This is a genomic window from Nonomuraea sp. NPDC050786, assembly GCF_040654115.1.
Classification (GTDB): Bacteria; Actinomycetota; Actinomycetes; order Streptosporangiales; family Streptosporangiaceae; genus Nonomuraea.
In genome coordinates this window covers 74,744-94,918 of record NZ_JBFAHJ010000019.1, presented here as the reverse complement: position 1 = coordinate 94,918, position 20,175 = coordinate 74,744, and the positions used below count along the sequence as shown (strand labels likewise).

The 20,175-nt window shown below is 70.9% G+C and carries 18 protein-coding genes and 1 pseudogene; 8 read left to right on the top strand and 11 right to left on the bottom strand.

Going from position 1 to position 20,175, the window contains the following annotated elements; translation table 11 throughout:
• Positions 1–62 precede the first annotated feature (62 nt).
• On the top strand, positions 63–1,007 hold the full coding sequence (locus AB0H84_RS30310; protein WP_357611492.1) for a serine hydrolase domain-containing protein: 945 nt from the start codon (positions 63–65) through the stop codon (positions 1,005–1,007).
• A gap of 3 nt (positions 1,008–1,010) precedes the next feature.
• On the opposite strand, the gene AB0H84_RS30305 is transcribed toward AB0H84_RS30310, so the two are convergent.
• Positions 1,011–1,964, bottom strand: a complete 954-nt coding sequence (locus tag AB0H84_RS30305; RefSeq protein WP_357611489.1) for a zinc-binding dehydrogenase — start codon at positions 1,962–1,964, stop codon at positions 1,011–1,013.
• Between the two features lie 81 nt (positions 1,965–2,045).
• Between AB0H84_RS30305 and AB0H84_RS30300 the strand changes: the two genes are divergently transcribed.
• On the top strand, positions 2,046–2,642 hold the full coding sequence (locus AB0H84_RS30300; protein ID WP_357611486.1) for a TetR/AcrR family transcriptional regulator: 597 nt from the start codon (positions 2,046–2,048) through the stop codon (positions 2,640–2,642).
• Here AB0H84_RS30300 and AB0H84_RS30295 read toward each other — a convergent pair.
• The gene (locus tag AB0H84_RS30295; protein ID WP_357611483.1) at positions 2,623–3,492 is read right to left on the bottom strand and encodes a LysR family transcriptional regulator; all 870 of its coding nucleotides are present in this window, start codon (positions 3,490–3,492) and stop codon (positions 2,623–2,625) included. The two genes, AB0H84_RS30300 and AB0H84_RS30295, sit on opposite strands and share 20 nt — an antisense overlap.
• A gap of 71 nt (positions 3,493–3,563) precedes the next feature.
• Here AB0H84_RS30295 and AB0H84_RS30290 point away from each other — a divergent pair, with 71 nt between their 5' ends.
• Positions 3,564–4,442 carry a 4-hydroxy-tetrahydrodipicolinate synthase gene (locus AB0H84_RS30290; protein ID WP_357611480.1) on the top strand — a complete coding sequence of 293 codons (879 nt, stop codon included), beginning with the start codon at positions 3,564–3,566 and terminating at the stop codon, positions 4,440–4,442.
• Here AB0H84_RS30290 and AB0H84_RS30285 read toward each other — a convergent pair.
• Complete coding sequence (locus AB0H84_RS30285) at positions 4,404–5,549, bottom strand: NAD(P)/FAD-dependent oxidoreductase (RefSeq protein ID WP_357611477.1); 1,146 nt, start codon at positions 5,547–5,549, stop codon at positions 4,404–4,406. The two genes, AB0H84_RS30290 and AB0H84_RS30285, sit on opposite strands and share 39 nt — an antisense overlap.
• A 50-nt stretch (positions 5,550–5,599) precedes the next feature.
• Between AB0H84_RS30285 and AB0H84_RS30280 the strand changes: the two genes are divergently transcribed.
• Positions 5,600–6,070, top strand: a complete 471-nt coding sequence (locus AB0H84_RS30280; RefSeq protein ID WP_357611474.1) for a MarR family transcriptional regulator — start codon at positions 5,600–5,602, stop codon at positions 6,068–6,070.
• A gap of 47 nt (positions 6,071–6,117) precedes the next feature.
• On the opposite strand, the gene AB0H84_RS30275 is transcribed toward AB0H84_RS30280, so the two are convergent.
• The 3 genes from AB0H84_RS30275 to AB0H84_RS30265 are packed head-to-tail and all read right to left on the bottom strand — an operon-like array spanning position 6,118 to position 13,575.
• Positions 6,118–10,986 (bottom strand): DNA repair ATPase, encoded by a 4,869-nt coding sequence (locus AB0H84_RS30275; RefSeq protein WP_357611471.1) that lies wholly within the window; start codon positions 10,984–10,986, stop codon positions 6,118–6,120.
• A 1-nt stretch (position 10,987) separates the two neighbouring features.
• Positions 10,988–13,084 (bottom strand): flotillin family protein, encoded by a 2,097-nt coding sequence (locus tag AB0H84_RS30270; protein ID WP_357611468.1) that lies wholly within the window; start codon positions 13,082–13,084, stop codon positions 10,988–10,990.
• Positions 13,084–13,575 carry a hypothetical protein gene (locus AB0H84_RS30265; protein WP_357611465.1) on the bottom strand — a complete coding sequence of 164 codons (492 nt, stop codon included), beginning with the start codon at positions 13,573–13,575 and terminating at the stop codon, positions 13,084–13,086. The genes AB0H84_RS30270 and AB0H84_RS30265 overlap by 1 nt, the downstream gene beginning before the upstream one ends.
• Before the next feature lie 195 nt (positions 13,576–13,770).
• Here AB0H84_RS30265 and AB0H84_RS30260 point away from each other — a divergent pair, with 195 nt between their 5' ends.
• Positions 13,771–14,694 carry an NADP-dependent oxidoreductase gene (locus AB0H84_RS30260; RefSeq protein WP_357611462.1) on the top strand — a complete coding sequence of 308 codons (924 nt, stop codon included), beginning with the start codon at positions 13,771–13,773 and terminating at the stop codon, positions 14,692–14,694.
• Here the strand turns inward: AB0H84_RS30260 and AB0H84_RS30255 are convergent.
• From AB0H84_RS30255 to AB0H84_RS30245, 3 genes are read right to left on the bottom strand one after another with little or no spacing between them, the layout of a single operon-like run.
• Positions 14,684–15,598 carry an aminoglycoside phosphotransferase family protein gene (locus tag AB0H84_RS30255; RefSeq protein ID WP_357611459.1) on the bottom strand — a complete coding sequence of 305 codons (915 nt, stop codon included), beginning with the start codon at positions 15,596–15,598 and terminating at the stop codon, positions 14,684–14,686. The two genes, AB0H84_RS30260 and AB0H84_RS30255, sit on opposite strands and share 11 nt — an antisense overlap.
• A gap of 51 nt (positions 15,599–15,649) precedes the next feature.
• On the bottom strand, positions 15,650–16,528 hold the full coding sequence (locus AB0H84_RS30250; protein ID WP_345000212.1) for a 1,4-dihydroxy-2-naphthoyl-CoA synthase: 879 nt from the start codon (positions 16,526–16,528) through the stop codon (positions 15,650–15,652).
• A 10-nt stretch (positions 16,529–16,538) separates the two neighbouring features.
• The gene (locus AB0H84_RS30245) at positions 16,539–17,051 is read right to left on the bottom strand and encodes a PadR family transcriptional regulator (protein ID WP_357611456.1); all 513 of its coding nucleotides are present in this window, start codon (positions 17,049–17,051) and stop codon (positions 16,539–16,541) included.
• A gap of 76 nt (positions 17,052–17,127) precedes the next feature.
• Between AB0H84_RS30245 and AB0H84_RS30240 the strand changes: the two genes are divergently transcribed.
• On the top strand, positions 17,128–17,682 hold the full coding sequence (locus AB0H84_RS30240; RefSeq protein WP_357611453.1) for a hypothetical protein: 555 nt from the start codon (positions 17,128–17,130) through the stop codon (positions 17,680–17,682).
• Here the strand turns inward: AB0H84_RS30240 and AB0H84_RS30235 are convergent.
• A complete protein-coding gene (locus tag AB0H84_RS30235; RefSeq protein ID WP_090938046.1) occupies positions 17,675–18,007 on the bottom strand; it encodes a metalloregulator ArsR/SmtB family transcription factor in 333 nt (110 codons plus the stop codon). The genes AB0H84_RS30240 and AB0H84_RS30235 overlap by 8 nt on opposite strands.
• 87 nt (positions 18,008–18,094) lie before the next feature.
• Between AB0H84_RS30235 and AB0H84_RS30230 the strand changes: the two are divergent.
• Positions 18,095–18,196, top strand: a pseudogene (locus AB0H84_RS30230) (DUF3073 family protein); the annotation flags it as partial.
• Between the two features lie 34 nt (positions 18,197–18,230).
• On the opposite strand, the gene AB0H84_RS30225 reads toward AB0H84_RS30230, so the two are convergent.
• Positions 18,231–19,511: a cytochrome P450 gene (locus AB0H84_RS30225; protein ID WP_357611450.1), complete on the bottom strand. Its 1,281-nt coding sequence runs from the start codon at positions 19,509–19,511 to the stop codon at positions 18,231–18,233.
• Positions 19,512–19,576: 65 nt separating this feature from the next.
• Between AB0H84_RS30225 and AB0H84_RS30220 the strand changes: the two genes are divergently transcribed.
• Positions 19,577–20,173, top strand: a complete 597-nt coding sequence (locus tag AB0H84_RS30220) for a TetR family transcriptional regulator C-terminal domain-containing protein (RefSeq protein ID WP_357611447.1) — start codon at positions 19,577–19,579, stop codon at positions 20,171–20,173.
• The last annotated feature ends 2 nt before the right edge of the window (positions 20,174–20,175 follow it).

The window sequence follows — 20,175 nt, the reverse complement described above, 5'->3', positions numbered from 1 at the left end:
AGCCTGACGCCGTGTGAGGCTGTATGCCTGGATGCGACTACTTCGGGAGGAACATCGTGGCAATGGCGGAACAGGTGGACGAGATCCTGCGTGCGGGCAAGGCTCCGTACTTCCACGGCCTCGTGGTGATGCGGGGCGGGGAGGTCGTCCTCGAGCGGTACGGCTCCGGGCCGGACTACCGGCTGAACGAGCCGCTGGGGCACGTCGAGTTCGGCCGGGACACGCTGCACGACCTCAGGTCCGTGTCCAAGAGCGTGGTGGCGCTGCTGTACGGCATCGCGCTCGGCGAGGGCCTGGTGCCGGAGCCGGGGGCGGGGCTGGTGGCCCAGTTCCCGGAATATCGGGACCTGGTGGCGGATCCCGCGCGGGCGCATCTCACCATCGAGCACGCGCTGACCATGACGCTCGGTCTCGAATGGAACGAGGACGCCCCTTACACCAGCCCCGACAACAGCGAGATCGCGATGGAGCTGGCGCCCGACAGGTACCGCTACGTGCTGGAGCGTCCGGTCATCGAGGAGGCGGGGAAGCGCTGGCTCTACTGCGGCGGGGCGAGCGCGGTGCTCGGCGGGATCATCGCGCGCGGGGCGGGCAGGCCGCTGGAGGAGTACGCCAGGACCGTGCTCTTCGAGCCCCTCGGGATCAGCACGTACGAGTGGTCCAAGGGCACGGACGGGACGGCGAGCGCGGCGGCCGGGCTGCGGCTGCGGCCGGTGGACCTGGCCGCCATCGGGCAGCTGGTGCTCGACGGCGGCCGGGACATCGTTCCCGGTGAGTGGCTCCAGGAGGCGCTGAGGCCGCGGGTGGTGATCGCCCAGGATTTCGAGTACGGCTACCAGTGGTACGTGGGCACCGGGGAGCGCCGCTGGGTCGAAGGCATCGGGAACGGCGGGCAGCGCCTGCTCGTCCGCTCAGAAGACGAGCTGGTCGTGGCGGTGACGGGCGGCGAGTACAACCAGGCTCAGGCGAGCGCGGAGGCCGTGCTCGAAGCGGTTTTGGACGCCTGACACTCAGGGGACCAGCAGGATCCGGCCCGTGACCGCGCGGCTCTCCAGGAGGCGGTGGGCCTCCGCCGCCTCCTCCAGTGGCAGCGTACGGTCGACGTAGGCCCGGCTCGTTCCGGCGGCGAGCCGGTCGAGGAGCGCCGGGAGGTGCGTGGCGAACACCTCCCCGGCCCATCCGGGGCCGCTGCAGGCGGTGACCGTCACCCCGCGCTCCATCAGGTCGGCGGCTGAGATGGCGGCGGGTTCCCCGCTCAGCAGCCCGTAGTAGAGCATCCGGCCGGTGCCTGGCGTGAGGTGGTCGAGCACCCGCCTGGCCACCGTGCCGCCGACGGACTCGAAGACCACGTCCACGTCCGGCAGCTCGCCGGGCCAGTCGGGCGAGCTGTGGTCGATGACCAGGTCCGCGCCCATGCGGGCGGCCCGGTCCCGCTTGGCGGCCGAGCCGGCGGTGGCGATCACCCGGCCGGCCCTGAACTCCTTGGCGTGCTCCACGAGGTAGGTGCCCACCGAGCCGGCGCCCGCCTCCACCAGTACGGTCTCTCCGCCCTCGAGGCCCGCCTTGTGCAGCAGGGCGAGCGCTATCGCGCCGGGCGCCGCCGCGGCCAGCGCGTCCACCGGGCTCAGGCCGTCCGGCACCGCGGCCGTCATGGCGGCCGGGAGCAGGGCGTACTCGGCGTACGACCCGAGCCCGCCGGTCACCCCCACGACCGTGCTGCCGAGCAGCTTGGTGTCCACTCCCTCTCCCACCTCGACCACCTCGCCGGCCGCCTCCGCGCCGATCACGGCGGGCAGCGGCAGCGGGAACGGCAGCGTGCCCGCCCGGATCTGCGTCTCGGCGTAGCTGACGCCGACGGCCTGCGTACGGACGAGGACCTGGCCCTCGCCCGGCGTCGGACGCGGCAGGTCGGCCACTTCGAGCCGCTCCGGGCCGCCCTTCTCGGACAGGACGATCGCGCGCATGCTTCTCTCCTTAATCTGAACCGATGGTCCAGTTAATATATGGACCGCTGGTCAACTTTGTCCATGGGGAAGAATGCCCGGATGGAACGTCGAGAGCGGGCCGACGCCGCGCGCAACAGGCAGGCCATCCTGCGGGCGGCCGAGGAGCTGCTGCGGCGGCACCCGCCCGAGCAGGTCTCCGTCGAGCGGGTCGCGGCCGCCGCCGGCGTGGGCAAGGGGACGGTCTTCCACCGGTTCGGGAGCCGTACGGGGCTCATGCTCGAGCTGATGAGCGAGCGGGCGCGGGAGTTGGAGCAGGACTTCACCGAAGGGCCGCCGCCGCTGGGGCCGGGCGCCGATCCCGCCGAGCGGCTGGTGGCGTTCTTCGCGGCGGTGGCGGAGCTGGCGGCACGCAACGGCAACCTCATGAGCGCCGTCGAGCACGCCATGGTCACCAGCAGGAGCCACGACGAGCAGTCCCGGATGGCCAACCCGATCTACCTGGCCTGGCACCGGCACGTGGCCGGGCTGATCGCCGAAGGGCGGCCCGACGTGGACGCCGAGCAGATCGCCCACATGCTGCTCGGCACGTTGCACATGGAGCCGATCGCGAGCCGGCTGCGGGCGGGGGAGCACGAGCGGCTGGCCGCCGCCTTCGCCGACCTGGTCGACGGGCTGCTCAGAGGGGGAGGTGGGTGATCGCCGCGTGGAAGGCGGCGATGGCCGCCCTGATCGCCGGGTGCTCGCCGTTCCCCCGCCTGAACGCCGCCAGCGTGCGGCGGCTCAACGGCAGGCGCGTGAGCGTGACTCCCTCGGGTGGGGCGATCGCCGCCAGACGGGGGACGAGCGCGACCCCCTGACCGGCGGCGACGAAGGCGAGCACGGTGTCGAAGTCGTCGATGTGGTGCCGTACGAGCGGCTCGAACCCGGCCGCCTGGCACGCCCTGATCGCCATGGTGTGGCAGAGGGTGCCCGGTCTGTCGGTGATCCACGCGTCGGCGCGGGCGTCGGCGATCGAGGCGCGGTCGGTGAGGTACATCGGCTCGCTGAACAGCGGCTCGGTCTCGATCGACGCGTCGGTCACCGGCGGCACGAAGTCGTACTCGTGCACGAGTGCCACGTCCAGCTCTCCCGCCCGCAGCGCCGCCGAGACGTCGGCGGGGTCGATCTCGGAGACCATCGGCACCAGGCCGGGATGCGCCCCGGTCAGGCCGACGAGGGCCGGGGGCAGGAGCACGCGGGTCGCCGTGGGGAACGCGCCGATCCGCAGCGGTCCCGAGGGTCCGCCGCGGGCGGCGGCGAGCGCCGCCGACGCGCGTTCGAGCTGCTCCAGCACGGCGTGCGCGTGCTCGACCAGGAGGTGGCCCGCGGGCGTCAACGTCACCGTGCGGCCCGTGCGCTCGAGCAGCGGCACGCCCGCCTCCCGCTCCAGGGCGCTGAGCTGCTGCGAGACCGCCGAAGGCGTGAACGTGACCGCCTCGGCGACGGCGGCGATGGTGCCACGCCTGGCGAGCTCGCGGAGCAGGTGGAGCTTTCGCGGGTCGAGCATAAGTTCAGCTTAATCTGAAGCCAAGAAATCCGCGCTGGACCTAATGTATCGATCCAGGGCAGGCTCGAAGCATGCTGAGAGGAATCCACGTACCGCTGGTCACCCCGTTCACCTCGTCGGGAGAGGTGGCCGTGGACGCGATCGAGAAGCTCGCCTTCCACATGCTCGACCAGGGCGCCGCCGGGCTGGTCGCGCTGGGGACGACGGGCGAGGTGGCCGCGCTCGACCCGGACGAGCGGGCGCGGGTGATCGAGACGTGCGCGCGGGTCTGCGCGGAGCGGCAGGCGCTGCTCACGGTGGGGGTGACGGGGAACGACACGCGCTCGACGGCCCGTGCCCTGAAGAGTCTCCCCGAGGGGGTCGGCGCCGCGCTGGTCACGGTGCCGTATTTCCTGCGGCCCGGGGAGCGCGGCGTGATCGCGCACTTCGAGGCGCTGGCGGAGGAGACGCCGGTGCCGCTGGTGATCTACCACATCCCGTACCGGACGGGGCAGGCGGTCAGCGGCGCGACGCTCCGGCGCCTCGGCGCCCACCCGATGATCGCGGGCACGAAGTACGCGGCGGGCGGGATCGACCAGGACGCGGTGGACCTGCTGGGCGACCTGCCCGAGGGGTTCGAGGTGGTGGGCGGCGACGACGCGTACATCTCGCCGCTGCTCGCGCTGGGGGCCGCGGGCGGGATCCTCGCCTCCGCGCATCTGGAGACCCGGAGCTTCGTCGAGCTGGTGGACGCCTGGCACGCGGGCGACGTGACCCGTGCGCGGGCGCTCGGGCACCGGCTGGCCCGGCTCTCCGCGGCGCTCTTCGCCGAGCCCAACCCCACCGTGATCAAGGGCGTGCTGCACGCCGAGGGCCTGATCCCGACCCCGGACGTACGGCTGCCGCTGGTTCCGGCCGGCGAGGAGGCGGTTTCACAGGCTCACCTGATAGCGGTACATCCAGGCGAGTGACTCCTGGCTCGCGCTCTTCTTCAGGAAGAGCGGCAGCATCAGGTCGCGGAAGACCCGGGTGACCGGGCCCGCGGCCTTGCTGTTGCTGATCGTCCTCGAGTACGCCACCACCCGCTCCGCCCTGGGTCGCCGCTCGGCCTCGAACCGCTCGAACGCCTCCGTGTGGCTCCCGCTGTCACGTAGGCACCTGGCCAGGACGACCGCGTCCTCGATGGCCAGCGAGGCGCCCTGGCCGGCGCTGGGGGAGGTGGCGTGCGCGGCGTCCCCGGTCAGCAGGACCCGGCCGCGGTGCCACACGGGCACGGTCGGCAGGTCGTGGATCGGCAGGGGCGGGTGGACGTCGCTGCGCCGGATGAGCTCGGCGGAGAAGTTCGCGTCGTCCTCGAACGCTCTGACCAGCACCGGCTTCCAGTCCTCCGGGACGTCCCCGAGCCGCCTGGGCACGTTCGCGAACCACCAGGTCTCGCCCGTCTCGGCCACTGTGTAACCGAAGAACGCGCGCTTGCCGAAGACCATGTTGTACACGCCCGGCTCGCCGGTGAAGCCGGCGTCCTCGACGATCCCGCCGCAGCTGTAGAGGCCGCTGTAGCTGGCGGCGGGGGCCTGTGGGTCGAGGATCGTGCGGGTGCGCGAGTGCACGCCGTCGCAGGCGATCAGCAGGTCGCCCGTCGCCTCCGTGCCGTCCTCGAACCTGGCCGTCACCCGGTCCGCGCTTTCGTCGTACGAAACCAGGCGCTTGCCGTACGTGACCTGGATGCCGCGCCGGGCGGCCTCGTCGCGCATGGCCCCGTAGAGGTCGGACCGCAGGACGGTGTGGCTTACCGTGCCGTCGTCGAGCCGCAGCCCGTTGGCCACGTCGCCCAGCCGCTTGCCAGAGCCGCTCCACATGACCATGCGCGGGGTGGGGATGGCGTGTGACAGGACCTTGTGGTGCGCGCCCAGCACACGGAGCGCGGCCAGGCCGTTGGAGGCGACGTTCAGGAACGAGCCCACGTCCTCCGCGCCCTGCCCGTACGCCTCGAAGATCTCGGCGTCCACACCCACCTCGCGCAGAGCCATCGCCGTGACGGGTCCAGCGATGCCGCAGCCTATGATAAGAGCCTTCATGGTGATAACCTTTCGTTCGGCCGAACGAAATATATGCGGAGGCTTTACTTATGTCCAGAGATATTTCGGAGCGTCGAAATAATTTGCTGGAAGCGCTCGCCATGGCGGGGCGCGACAGCAGCAACGCCGCCGTGATGTACCACACCGCCATGGGCGAGCGGCTGGGGCTCGGCATGACGGAGGAGAAGACGCTCGACCTGCTCCAACGCATGGGGCCGCTGACAGCGGGGGAGATCGGCCAGCATGCGGGGCTGGCGCCGGCCACCGTCAGCGGGCTGATCGACCGGCTGGAGTCGAAGTGGCTGGTGCGGCGGGTGCGGGACACGCGGGACCGGCGGCGGGTCATTGTGGAGATCAACCACGAGCGGCTGGCCGGGTTCGGCGAGCTGTTCGAACCGTTCGTGGCGGCGTTGGGGGAGCTGTACGAGCAGTACACGGACGAGGAGCTGGAGCTGATCCTCGACTACCTCACCCGCGCCACGGCCCTCCAACGCGCGGCCACCCGTGACCTGACGGCGTAGACCGGCACGGCACGGCCCGATGCGCGCGGCGCACCGGGTCGGTGGCCCTAGTGGTCGGTTTCGCGGATGGCCGTGCCGACCTCGCCCACGCGGTCGGCCAGCAGGCCGAGGGCGCCCACGGCCCGGGCCATCGGGTCGTCGTCGGCGCCGCCCAGGGCCTTGGCCTTGAGGTAGGCGGTCTTGATCTCCGCCCAGCGCTCGGCCTGGGCCGGGGTGAGCCGGCCGCGGAGCTCGGCCAGCTTGAGCAGGTTGGCCTCGGCGTCCGTGGTCAGGGTCTGGGCCTCGCCGAGGTAGTGGTCGTCGATCACCGCCTCCAGCTCGGCGTCGTTCATGGCGGGGACGATGTGCTCAGCCAGCTTGTTCATGTTCCGGTACGACCCCTGCAGCCGGTACGGAGGCTCGGTGCGGGCGGCGTCGGACTGCGCGGCCGAGGAGATGTAGGCCCGGTTGTTGGCCAGCACGACCTCCTGGACGCGCACCAGCTTGGCCAGCACGCTGAGGATCTGGTCCAGCTCCGGCTTGGTGTACGGGTGCCGGAGCCGGTCCGGCCTGACGGTGGTGTCGCCCTTGGCGAGGCGTACGAGGAGCTCGACGTCTTCGCGGTCGCGGCCGGAGAGCGGCGCGAGCACGGGGTTCGAGGTGAGGGCGTTGTCGATGTAGCTCAGCGCGAACAGCTCGTCCTTGCCCGAGAGGACGTCGCCCAGGTTCCACACGTCGGCGCGGTTGGCCAGCATGTCGGGGATGCGGAAGCGCCGCCCCGACTCGGTGTACGGGTTGCCCGCCATGCACACGGCGAACCGCTTGCCGCGCAGGTCATAGGTGCGGGTGCGGCCGTTCCAGACGCCTTCGATGCGGCGCTGGGCGTCGCACAGGGAGATGAACTTCTGCAGCAGCTCCGGTGAGGTGTGCTGGATGTCGTCGAGGTAGAGCAGCGTGTTGTTGCCCGCCTCCAGCGCGAACGAGATCTTCTCCACCTCCTGCCTCGCCGTCGCGTCGGGCGCGTCCGCCGGGTCCAGCGAGGTCACCTCGTGGCCCAGGGCGGGCCCGTTCACCTTGACGAACATCAGGCCGAGGCGGCTGGCGACGTACTCCATGAGGGTGGTCTTGCCGTAGCCGGGCGGCGAGATGAGCAGGAGGAGCCCCATCTGGTCGGTACGCTTGCCCGCGCCCGCCGCGCCGAGCTGCTTGGCCAGGTTGTCGCCGATCAGCGGCAGGTACACCTCGTCGAGGAGGCGGTTGCGGACGAACGCGCTCATGACCTTGGGCCGGTACTCGTCCAGGCGCAGGCGGCGCCGCTCGGCCTCGACCAGCTCGCTCCTGCGCCGCTGGTAGGCCCGGTACGCGGGGACCCGCTCCTGCCTGAACCGGCGCGTCCTGGGGAGGATCTCGTCCAGCCTGATGTCCAGCCGCCGGTCCTTGATGCGGGGATGCGCGCCCAGGAGCCCTTCCACGCTCTCCTGGACGGCGGCGCTGGAGTCCTGCCGGGGGAGGTCGCAGAGCTGCACGGCGATGGCCTCCGCCACCTCGGGGCCCTGGTGGTAGGCGGCCATCCAGGCGTGGGCCAGCTGCAGCCGCTCGGGGAGCGGCACGCTCTTCAGCTCCTCCTCGAACTCCCGCACCTTCGCCGGGCCCAGGGTGTGCCGGAACCCGTCGAGGAGCTCGCGCGCCGCCTTGCTCGTCACGAACCCGGACGGGGTGCCGCCGAGCTCCTCGACGAGATACTCACCCGCGAGCTCCGCTTCCGCGCCCTCTGCCGCCGACCCCGTTGCGCCGGGTGCCGCCGTACCCCATCCCGCCGACCCGGCAGCGCGGTCCGGCGTGCTCGTACGGAGGCCGGCCATGAAGCGCGCGATCAGCGCCCCCAGCTCGGCGGCCAGCGAGTCCAACGCGGGCGTGGGCCCGAAGACGGCGCGGGCGCGGGCCAGCGACACGGCCCGGGTGGTGAATGTTTTACGTGAAACCTCGTCCAACCCGAAGGTCCAGAACAGCTGGGCCGCCGCCCGTACCTCGGCCGGATACCGCAGCAGCCCCGCCCCCGACCGCAGCCGCACCAGCACGTCCAGGATGGCCACGGCGTCATGGTCGTGGACGCCCCGCTCGTACCCCTCGTCGTAGCGGGACTCCATGGCCTGCCGCACCACGTCCGGCAGGGCGGCCCCGGCCGGCAGGGAGTCCAGGAGCGAGGCCGCCAGGTGCTCGGCCCGGTAGACCTCAGGAGTCTCCGACACCAGCAGTTGGTCCCAGAAGGGCCGGGTGTCGGCGAAGGCGGCGGGCACGGGGGATCGGTAGTCGGTCCCCGTGATCGCGAAGGACATGGACCGGTCGTGCGGCACCAGCGTCAGGTCGATGGGCTGGGTGTTGACGGCGAAGCGGTGGCGGCCGAGCCGCAGCGTCTCCCCGCCGTCGGAGAAGAGGTCGAGCCGGTCCCGGAGGGCCCGCAGAGCCTCCTGCTGGGCGGACTTGACGCGCCCGTCCAGCTCCTCGGCCCGTACGGCGTCCCCGAGCGAACGGAGCTCCGCGGCGGCCGAGCGGGCCTTGGCCACCATCGGGTCCGTCGCGAAGTACGTGTTGACCTCGTCCAGCGAGCCGAGGGAGCCGAGGCGGCGCGTGATGCCGCCCAGAATGCGCTCGGCCGAGGCGAACACCCGGTCGGCACGCCGGGCCAGGTCGTCGAGCTGGGACTGCTTGCGGGCCGAGAACGCCTCGTAGACGTCGTCCCGCTTGGCCGACAGCTGCGCCGCGAAGTCGTCGAACTCGCCGAAGCGCGACTCCAGGGTCTCCAGCTGCAGCATCAGCCGCCCGAGCTGATCGTCGCAGGCGGCCGGGGTGTCCGCCATGGCCAGCGCGCCGGTGACGGCCTGCCCGAGCAGCGCGAACTCGGCGGCGAACGCGGCCCGCCCCTCCGCCCCGAGCAGCTCACGCCGGCGTCCGTCCAGGAGGGCGCGCGCCCGGTTCACCCCGCCGAGGACCTCGGCGATCCGGCCCAGGATGGACGTGCGTACGGTGGCGTCGGCGATCTCCAGGGAGCCGACGACCTCCGTCACCACCTCCAGCCCCTCCGCCTGCGCGGCCAGCCGGTCCGCGACGGGGGCGGCCTCCGCGACCGTCGCGATCGCGGAGGCGGAGGCGGCGAGCTCCTCGACGGCCGCGTGATAGGCGGTGAACGCCTCCGCGCCCTGCAGGAACGCGACCGCCCGCTTCCCGGCCGACGCGAGCTCCTCCGTCACGGACGAGGACAGCGCGTCCATGGCGGCCAGGTCGATGTATCGGGTCTCGCGCAAGGTCACCAGGCGGCCCTGGGCCCGGCGGAGCGTGGCCAGCATGGTGACCCAGGCGTCCGCGGTGACCGGATTGTCGGCGCGCGCCTGGCGTACCAGATGGGTGGTCTCCTCCGAGGCCGCGGCGAGCGCGCCGGCGGCCTGGCGGGTGAGCTGCTCGACGTTCTCGTACTCGTCCAGCACCTGCTCGGCCGTGGCCCGCACGTCGGCGAGCGGCTCGCGCAGGCCCTGCTCACCGAGCCAGTGGTAGGAGTCGAACGCCCGCGTGCAGGCCGCGATCAGTCCTTCGAACGTCCCCGTCGAGGGCGCCATCTCCTCGATCATCCGGGACACGGACAGGCAGTCGGAGATGCCGCGCACCAGCTCGGCGTTGCCGATGCGCTCCAGCGGGCCGGTCCCGGCGGGCTGGGCGGCGGCGTAGGTGTCGGAGACGTACGGCGTTTGCCAGACCTGCATAGGGTGGACCCGGGTGGGCTCGTCGGAGGTCGCGCGGAACACCACCATCGTGCCGTCGTCGAAGAGCGAGTAGCCGTGGCAGACGATGGGGTTGGCGACCTCCTTCCTGATCACGTTGTACGGCAGCAGCAGGGAGCGCCCGTCGCCCCTGGCGTGGAAGACGTACAGGACGTCCTCGCCGTTGGGCGAGCGGACCACCCGCTCGAACTCCAGGTCCGTCACGTCGGTGTCGAACGTCTTGCTGACCCCGGTCGCCAGGTAGTAGCCGCCGGGGAAGATCAGCCCCTGGTCCTCGGGCAGCCGCTGGCACGCCTGCCCGATGCCGTCGAGCCTGATCACGGCCTTGGTGCGGAGGTTGAAGACCAGGTGGCGCCGGTCGGTCTCCTTGTACGGCCTGATCCGCATGAGGATGAGCGGCCCGACCCTGGCGTACTCGACGTCGGCGTCCGCCAGGCTCTGCAGCGGCTCGGCGACCGGTTCGGCGTAGATGCCGGCGCCGGTCTCCGTGTTGTTCTCGATCTTGATGGTGAGGTCGCCGCCGACCGTCTCGACGAACACCTCGTCCTCGATCGAGATGTGCGGGTGCCGGCCGAGGACGTGGTCGTCGCGCGTGGTCGGCGTCCACTCGAAGTCGTGGGACGGGGGGAAGACGTGGTCCCGCTCCCCCCGGTTGTCCAAATATTTCGGGACCCCGCCGTTGCCGACCGCCCACCGCAGCACCCGCAGGTCCGCCGGACCCGTCTGGAACACCGCCAGCAGCTTGCCCTCGACCCGCCTGAGCTGCTGCAGCCGGGTCTCCTTGTAGTACCGGTACAGCTCGGCGAAGTCCTTCCTGAACGCCGGATCGTCCAGCGTCTCCAGCCTGCCGGCGTCGAACCTGAACGCGTCGCCGTCCCTGGAGAACCGGTGCACGGCGAACACGTCCGCCACCGCCGTCTCCGGCTTGAGCCCGATGAACACGTTGTAGCCGAAGAGCATCACGTCGCCCAGGGAGACGATGTCCCTGGGGACGCAGTTGTTCTCCGTACGGATCCGCTCGGTGCCCAGCAGGCGCAGCTCCGCGCCGCCGAAGACCTCCAGCCGCTCGCCGTTGAGCCGCTCGGCCGCCGCCGTCAGGGCCTTGGCCTGGGCCTGGAGCCGGTTCCTGAGGACCTCGTACGTCCCCGCCTCCAGCTCGCCCACGTCAGCCCTTCACCCCGGCCAGCGCGGCCACCGGGGAGTCGGCCACGCCCAGCCTGCGGGCCGTCTCCAGCAGCTCGCCGAGCGCCGTCGCCTGCGGGCCGCCGTCCTGGATGAGCCGCAGGAGCAGGGCGGAGACGGTCAGGTTCTTGATGTCCTCGGTGCGCACGCCGCCGATCACGTTCGCCAGGTCGGCCGCCAGGCTCGCCGAGCCGTTGACGTACGGCGAGACGAGCGCCCCGGCGACCTGGGAGTGGTCCACGAAGCCGTCGACCACCTTGCCCGCGGTGATGGACCCGACCACCTTGTCGAAGAACATCGTGTCGCCGCCGACGATGTCGATGTTCGCCTTGGCCAGCCCCGCGGCCAGCACGCTCGCCTGCGACTCGGCCACCTGCCGCGAGACGTCGATGTGCTTGAGCCTGATCTCCTTGTCGGCCTCCAGACGCAGGCGGTACTCCTCGTGCTCCCTGCTGGCCTCGTCCAGCGCCGCCATCGCGGCCGCCTTCGCCGTGAGGCCCTCGGCCTCGGCCTTCAGCTTCTCGCCCACCGCGGCCGCGCCGGCCAGCGCCATGGCCTGCTCGCCCTCGGCCTGTGCCTTGATCCGGTCGCCCTCGACCAGGGCCATGGCCTTGGCGCCCTCGGCCTCGGCGGCCAGCTTCTCCTTCAGCACCAGCGCCTCCGCGCGGCCCACCTTCTCGATGGCCTCGGCGTCGCGCTCCTTGACCTGCACCTGCGCCAGCCCCGCCGCGGCCGACTCGGCCTGGACGCCCTCGGCCAGCCGGATCTTGGCCCGGGCCTCCAGCTCGGCGGCCTGCTGCCTGGCCTCGGCGAGCACCAGCTCCTCGCGCGCCCTGAACTTGGACGCGGCCTCGGCGGCCTCGGCCGCCTTGATGTCCTTGACCAGGTTCTCCTGGGCCTCGGCCTCGGCGGCGATGATCACGGTCTGGCGGGTGCGCTCGGCCTCCTCGACCACGCGCAGCCGCTTGATGCTCTCCTCCTGCTCGGCCACGGTCTTGTCGACCGCGATGCGCTCGCGGATGACCTCGGCGATCGAGCGCTTCTCGGTCTCGACCTCCTTGTCCTTGGCGATGCGCGACAGCTCGGTCTCCCGCTCGCGGGCGATGACCTCCAGCAGGCGGTCCTTCTCGATCCGCTCGGACTCGATCGCGATCACGCGCTCGCGGTTCTTCTCGGCGACCGCCACCTCGCGGGCGCGGTTCTCGTTCTGCACGCCGAGCTGCTCGTCCGCCTTGATGTTCGCGCTCTGGGCGCGCAGCCGCTCCTCGGCCTGCACGCGGGCGATCTCGGCCTCCTCGCGGGCCTTGACGGTCTCGATCTCCCGCCGCTGCTTGAGCTCGGCGTCGGCCTGGCGGCGCTGCAGCTCCAGGATGGCCTCGCGGGCGTCGACGTTCTGGCGGGTGATCTCCTTCTCCTCGTTGCGCTGGAACTCGTTCGTCCGCACGTGCTCGATCGCCGTCAGCTCAGTGATCTTGCGGATGCCCTGGGCGTCGAGGATGTTGCTCTTGTCGAGCTGCAGCAGCGAGGTCTGCTCGAGGTAGTCGATGGCGGCGTCCTCGAGGCTGTAGCCGTTCAGGTCGGTGCCGATGAGCCGGACGATCTCGTCCCTGAACTCGTCGCGCTTGGTGTAGAGGTCCACGAAGTCGAGCTGCTTGCCGGCGGTCTTGAGCGCCTCGGAGAACTTCGCGTTGAACAGCTCCTGCAGCGTCGTCTCGTCGCTGGCCCTGGCGGTGCCGATGGCCTGGGCGACCTTGATGACGTCCTCGGCGGTCTTGTTCACGCGGACGAAGAACGTGATCTTGATGTCGGCCCGGATGTTGTCCCGGCAGATCAGGCCCTCCCGGCCGGTCCGCTCGATCTCGATGGTCTTGACCGAGATGTCCATGATCTCGGCCTTGTGGACGACGGGCAGGACCACGGCGCCGGTGAACGTCACGTCCACCTTGTTGACTTTGGAGACGATCAGCGCCTTGCCCTGCTCCACCTTGCGGAAAAGGCGGCCGATGACGGCGAGCAGGCCAATCACGATGACCAGGATGACGGCAAGAAATACGCCGAATCCTGTGGAGATGACGTCCATCAGTGCTCACTTTCGTAGGGCATGACCCAGAAGAATTCGCCGTCTTTGTCGTATTCGAAGATGAGGGCGCTGTCGCCGCGGGCCAGCCGGTCCCGGCCGGTCGTACGTACCTGCACGACCGCCGAGGAGCCGTCGGCGGCGGTGACCTCGGCCTGGCCGAAGTCGGGCGTGGCCGCGCCGGTGCGGATCACGCACATCTGCCCGACGAAGTCGCCGCGTGAGTGCCGATCCCCGTCAGGGAACAGCCGGCGCAGCGGAACCAGCAGGCCACGGGTGGCGAACCAGGCCCCGGCCAGTGCGGCGAAAGGGACGGCGAACAGCAGGCCGCCACTCGCCACCACCACGCTGCCGATCAGGCAGAGCAGCCAGGCCAGTGCGATCAACAGCGAGAGCGCGATCCCGGCGGGGACTCCCCCGAGGCCCAGCCAGGCGGCGTCGTCCTCCAGCTCGAACAGCCCGGTGATCACGGTCAGCCAATAACCGACGACCACCACGAGAAGGAAAGTGAAAATGACAGTCGGAAAGCTCAGTACGGTCGCTAAGAACTCGGTCATCCCGCCTCGGTTTGCGATCCCCCGTTGACGTCCTGACGGACTCTATACAGATAAAGCGCGACTAAAGAGGAAAGTTCCCGGTAAGTCTGGCGAGTTGACCTCAACTTCGGTTGAGGTTGCATGCTGGCGCTCATGACGGAAGTGATGAGAGCGGCCGCCTTCGCCGAGCCGGGCGGCCCGGAGGTGCTGAAGGTGATGGAGCTGCCCGCGCCGCAGGCGGGCCTGGGAGAGGTGCGCGTGCGGGTGCGGGCGGCCGGCGTGCAGCCGTTCGACACGGCCGTACGGGCGGGGTGGCTGCCGCCGTACATACCCTCGATGCCCTACCCGCGCATTCCCGGCAACGAGTTCGCGGGCGTGGTGGACCAGGTGGGCGAGGGGGTCGCCGGGGTGTCGGTGGGCGACGAGGTGCTCGGCTTCTCGGCCCTGCGCTCCTACGCCGAGTACGTCGTGGTCCCAGGGGCGAACGTGGCGCCCAAGCCGGCCGAGGTGCCCTGGGCGGTGGCCGGCGGGCTGACCTCGGGCGTGCAGACCGCCGAGCTGGCGATCAACGGGCTCGGCCTGGCGGAGGGCGAGACGCTGCTCGTGCACGGCGCGGCCGGGTCCGTGGGCACGGCCGCGGTGCAGATCGCCCGGCGGCGCGGGGCCACCGTGATCGGCACGGCCCGCGAGGTCAACCACGACTACCTGCGCGACCTCGGCGCCGTGCCGGTGGCCTACGGCGAAGGGCTGGCGGACCGGGTGCGCGCGCTCGCCCCCGGCGGCGTGGACGCGGTGCTGGACGGGGCCGGAGGCCACGCGCTGGAGGTCTCGCTGGAGCTGGTCGAGGAGCGCGACCGGATCGTCACCCTGGTCGAGCACGGGAAGGCGGCCGAGCTGGGCGTCCGGGTCGTCCAGGGCGAGCGCTCCGCCGAGCGGCTCGGGCGCTACGCCGCCCTGATCGCGGAGGGGGCCTTCAGGTTCGCGGTGCGGAGGACGTACCGGCTGGAGGAGGCCGCGGAGGCGCACAGGGAGATCGAGACCGGCCACGGCCGGGGGAAGATCGTCCTCACGATCTGACGTTCACGGCCTCGGCGATGGCGAGGTCGATCTCCTTGAGCTCGCTCTCGCCGTCCTCCACGTCCCACAGGGCGTTCTGCAGGATGCGGCCGAGCGTCCATCCGGCGGCCCGCTGGGGATCGAGGCCGAGCCGGTCCACCATGAAGTCGAAGCGCCGCAGCACCCCGCGCGTCACGTCGCCGGTCGCGAGAACGGCCTCCCAGCGGTTGTGCAGGGCCGGCCAGAGGTCGAAGCACGGGTCGCCCGCCAGCGGCTTGGGGTCGATGCTCAGCCACGGCTCGCGGTCGGCGGCCAGCACGTTGTCGTAGTGCAGGTCCCAGTGGAGCAGCCGGTCGCCGGGCTCGGAGACGAGCTCTGCGACCGCCGAGGCGCACCGCCTCATCCAGTGGCGGTCCCGCTCTCGGGGCAGGCTCTTCAGGGCCTGCTCCACGTCGTCCAGCATGGCCTGCGCGATGTCGCCCAACCGGCGCAGCCCCTCCGGGGCCGGATAGGCGACCAGGCGGGCCAGCAGCTCGGTCAGGATGCCCAGCGCCTCCATGTCGTCCGGCACGCTCGACAGCGACCGGTCCGCCTCCAGCCGCTCGAGCAGCAGGGTGCCGGTGCCGGGGTCGGAGTCGAGCAGGAGCACCGAGCCGTCGCCCGCCCAGGCACGCAGCCCGTGGACCTCGGTGGCGTTCTCGTCATTGACGGGCTGGAGCTTGAGCGCGGCCTTCGTCCCGTCCTCGCGTACGACGGGCAGCACCAGGGAGACCACGCCGTGCCTGGGCTCCCCGTCGAGCCGCAGCCCCCACTCCTCCAGGTAACGCTCGCCCAGCGCGGGCAGCCCGGCGGACCACTCGCGCCCGGCCTCCCCGTCGTACTTCACATGCGACTCGGTCAACGCCGCCGGCACCTTGATCCTCATGCCCCCAGTCTGCCCGGAGCCGTGGGCCAGGCGCCGCCCGTTATCCGGCCGTCAGAAGTGCCAGGGGAACGGCGACCAGTCGGGCTCGCGCTTCTCCAGGAACGAGTCGCGCCCCTCGGCCGCCTCCTCCGTCATGTAGGCCAGCCGCGTCGCCTCTCCCGCGAACACCTGCTGCCCGACCAGCCCGTCGTCGATCGCGTTGAAGGCGAACTTGAGCATCCGCTGCGCCGTCGGCGACTTGCCGTTGATCTTGCGGGCCCACTCCAGGGCGGTCCGCTCCAGCTCCTCGTGCGGGACCACGGCGTTGACCATGCCCATGCGGTGGGCGTCGGCCGCCGTGTAAGTGTCGCCGAGGAAGAAGATCTCGCGGGCGAACTTCTGCCCGACCTGCCGCGCCAGATAGGCCGAGCCGAAGCCGCCGTCGAAGCTGGCCACGTCGGCGTCGGTCTGCTTGAAGCGGGCGTGCTCGGCGCTGGCCAGTGTGAGATCCGCCACGACGTGCAGGCTGTGGCCGCCGCCCGCGGCCCAGCCGGGCACCACGCAGATCACGATCTTGGGCATGAACCGGATGAGCCGCTGCACCTCCAGGATGTGCAGGCGGCCGGTCGCGGCCGTGCCGTCGGCGTACTGGTAGCCGTCCTTGCCCCTGATGCGCTGGTCGCCGCCCGAGCAGAAGGCCCAGCCGCCGTCCTTGGGCGAGGGGCCGTTGCCGGTGAGCAGCACGCAGCCCACGTCCGTCGTCTGCCGGGCGTGGTCGAGCGCCCGGTAGAGCTCGTCGACGGTCTGCGGGCGGAACGCGTTGCGTACCTCCGGCCGGTTGAACGCGATCCGCACCGTGCCCTGGTCGACCGCCCGGTGGTAGGTGATGTCGGTGAAGTCGAATCCCTCGACCGCCTGCCACGCCTTGGGATCGAACAGCTCGGAGACCATGGGCCAGAGCCTAACGGATCTGGCCTTCGGCCCATTCGGCCCACTCCACTTGGGCTCTGCCCAGGCGGAGGCCGTACTCGAGGGTCATCCGCCCGTACTGCGAGAGGTTGTCGTGGCGGTTCTCGAGGAACTCGCGGATGCCCTCCAGGTGCTCCAGCTGCTTGCGGACCCGGTCGGCCTGGTGGCCGAGGTACGCGCGAGCCTGCTCGGGCGAGACCTGGGCCAGGAAGAACACGCGGAGCAGCATGTCGCTGCGCAGGACCCTGGTCGGCTCGACCTCGGTGATCCAGCGGCGGAGCTCGGCCAGGCCCTCCTCGGTGATCGCGTACTCCTTGCGGCCGCGCGGCCCCTCGGCCGACACGTCCACGAGGCCCGCGTCGGCCAGTTTGCCCAGCTCCGCATAGAGCTGGCTCTGCGTGGCGGGCCACACGTTCGACAGGGAGATGTCGAACATCTTCAGCAGGTCGTATCCGCTCGCGGGTCCCTCGGAGAGCAGTCCCAGTACGGCATGTCGAAGGCTCATATTCCTATGTTGACATATCGCCGGAGGAAGTTCTACCTTCGACATGTCACAAATGGAACGTGAAGGGACACCCGCCATGCCCGGTCTGATTGGCTTCCTCCCCTGGATCGTCTACGCGGTCATCGCCACCAGCGACGAGTGGCGCTCGGGCGCCATCACCGGCCTGGTCATCGCCCTCGTCCTGGTCGTCCGCGACCGCTGGGCGGGCAAGGCCTGGGACGAGATGGTGATCGAGAGCAGCGCGGCGGTCTTCTTCGCCTGCCTCACGGTGCTCTCGCTGGTGGACCCGCACTCACCGCTCACGCCGTACGGGCCCGCGCTGGTCAACGTCTGGCTGGCCGGCACCGCCTGGGGCTCGCTGGCCCTCCGCAAGCCGTTCACGCTGGGCATCGCGCGCACGATGACGTCGCAGGAGGTCTGGGAGACCCCGCAGTTCTACCGCGCGAACGCGATCATCACCACGGTCTGGGCGGCAGCCTTCACCGTCGCCGCGGTCTCCCTGACGCTCGTGCTCAACGCCGCACCTCACGCGACGACGCTGGTCATCGCCATCAAGGTGCTCACGTTCGCCGTGCCCGCCGTCTTCACCGCCTGGTACCCCAAGCACGTGCGGCGGGCGCTCGCTAAGTGACCTCCGCTCGCAGCTCGGCGAGCAGCTCACCCTGATCGGCGAGCATGTCGGTGAGGATGCGACGGGCAGCCCCGAGCAGATCGGCCAGCTCGGGGGTGGCCAGCGTGTAGACGACGGTGCTGCCCTCGCGGATCGCGCTCACGATCCCGGCCCTGCGCAGGACCGCGAGCTGCTGGGAGAGGCTCGAGGCCTCGATGTCGATCTGGGCCAGCAGATCCCTGACGGGGAGCGGCCCTTCCTGGAGTAGCTCCAACACTCGGATGCGAGCGGGGTGGCCGAGCGTTCGGAAGAAGTCGGCCTTGGCCTGGTGGACCTCCACGTGCATATAGCCCAGACTAATCCAGCGCAGTTGCATAATTCTTCAAGTCGTAACGTTGTTGGATAGCATGACAGCGGGGACTAGGGAGTAGCCATGGGCCGAGGAAGAGCCAAGGCGAAGCAGACGAAGGTCGCTCGCCAGCTGAAGTACACCAACCACCACATCGACTACGACCGGCTTCGCGAGGAGCTCGGCGCCGACACGCGGGGGGCTGAGGAGATCTACCCGGCTAGCTCGTCCGAGCAGGAGTCCGAGCGCGCGCAGTGACGCGGGTCAGCTTCGCGGGTGCGAGAGTGACATTCTTCAGCCGCCTGGCCTCCGGTGCCTGATCGGGCGCCGTGAGCTCCAGGCGGTGCAGCACCTCGCGGATGATGACGCGCATCTCCAGCAGCGCCAGTTGGGCGCCGACGCAGAAGCGCCGGCCGCCGCCGAACGGCATCCAGGCCCGGTTCTGAGCCCGGTTCTGGGGACCGTCCAGGAAGCGCTCCGGGCGGAACTCGTCGGGCTCGGGGAAGGCGGCCGGGTCGCGGTGCACGAGCGGGATGTACGGTCCGGCGTACCATCCCGCCGGGATCTCGTACCCGCCCAGTTCGAGCGGGGCGTCGAGCAGTCTCGGCGCCTCATAGACGACGGGCCTGACCCGCAGCACCTCCTTGACCACCGCGTCGAGGTAGGCCTCGTCGTCCGGCAGCCGTTCGAGGACCTCCGGCATGCGCAGGAGGCGCTCGAACGCCCAGGCCAGGCCGGTGGCGGTGGTCTCGTGCCCGGCGACGAGCATGGTGATCAGCTCGTCGCGGATCTCCTGGTCGCCCAGGTCGGTGTCCAGCAGGCGGCCGAGCACGTCGGCGCCTCCCGGCGCGGCCCGGCGGCGGCGGATCTCGTCGAACAGGATCGCGTCCACCTCGGCCCGCAGCCGCGCGAACCGGGCGTGGGGCCAGTACGGCAGTCCGCGGAACCTGTCCGGGAGCATGACGACCGGCATGGAGCCGCCGGTCTCGATCAGGTCTGGAAGCAGCGCGCGTAGCCGGCCGATGCGCCCGGTGTCCTGAATGCCGAAGATGAGCCGGATGATGATCTCCAGCGTGATGTCCTGCATGCGTTCCCGCAGCGCGAACGGCCTGTCCAGGGGCCAGGTCGCGATCTTCTCGGCGGCGATGGCCGCGATGTCGTCACGGTAGCCCGCGACCTGCTTGGCGCGGAGCGGCGGGTTGAGCAGCTTGCGGTGCCGCCACCACGGGTCGCCGTCCAGGGTGAGCACGGAGTGCGCGCCCACCATGTGCTCCAGGAAGTCGCGCCGCGCCTCACCCGCGCGCCCGCCGCCCTGGTCGGTCCGGTAGACCTGCTCGGCGAGCTCCCCGGTGGTCACGTAGACCTCCGGCGCGAAGCCGGTGTAGCGCACGGTGAAGATCGGGCCGTACTTGCGCTGAAAGCTCTCCAGCATGCCGGGCGCGTCGCGCATGAACCACGCGGTCTGCACCACTGAGGGGAGTCTCGGTCCTGGAGGGATCATCTTCGCGCCTCCTCGTAGATGTACGTACGTCATAGACATTTGTATACATCAGTAGCATGGATCGCGTGGCACGAACAGAGGCCGGTGGATACCGGGAGAGATTGCTGGCGGGAGCGGTGGCCTGCCTGCAGGAGAAGGGCTACGCCCGCACGACGGCCCGCGACCTGGTCGCCGCCTCAGGCACCAACCTGGCCTCCATCGGCTACCACTTCGGCAGCAAGGACGCGCTGCTCCACGAGGCCATCGCCGGCTTCTTCGACCAGTGGATCGCCCGGGTGGAGCGGTCGATGTTCGCCACGGAGGCGACCAGCCCCAGGGAGATGCTGGAGCGGGCCATGACGGAGCTGGTCGACGCCTTCGAGGAGCTGCGGCCGCAGCTCACGGTCTTCGTCGAGTCCTATCCGGCGGCGCTCCGCGAGGCCGCGCTGCGGGAGAAACTGGCCGACTCGTACGCGCGCTGCCGCGAAGTGGGCGCCGACATGGTGCGCCGGGCGGTCGCGCAGCTGGGCGTCGAGCTGCCGATGGCGCCTGAGGTCATCGTGTCGGTGCTGGTGGCCATCACGGACGGGCTGCTGCTGCAGTGGCTGCTCGACCCGGCCGCCACGCCGGACGCCCACCAGGTCGTGGACGCCCTCGCCGCGCTCTCGATGCTCTTCGCGTAGCC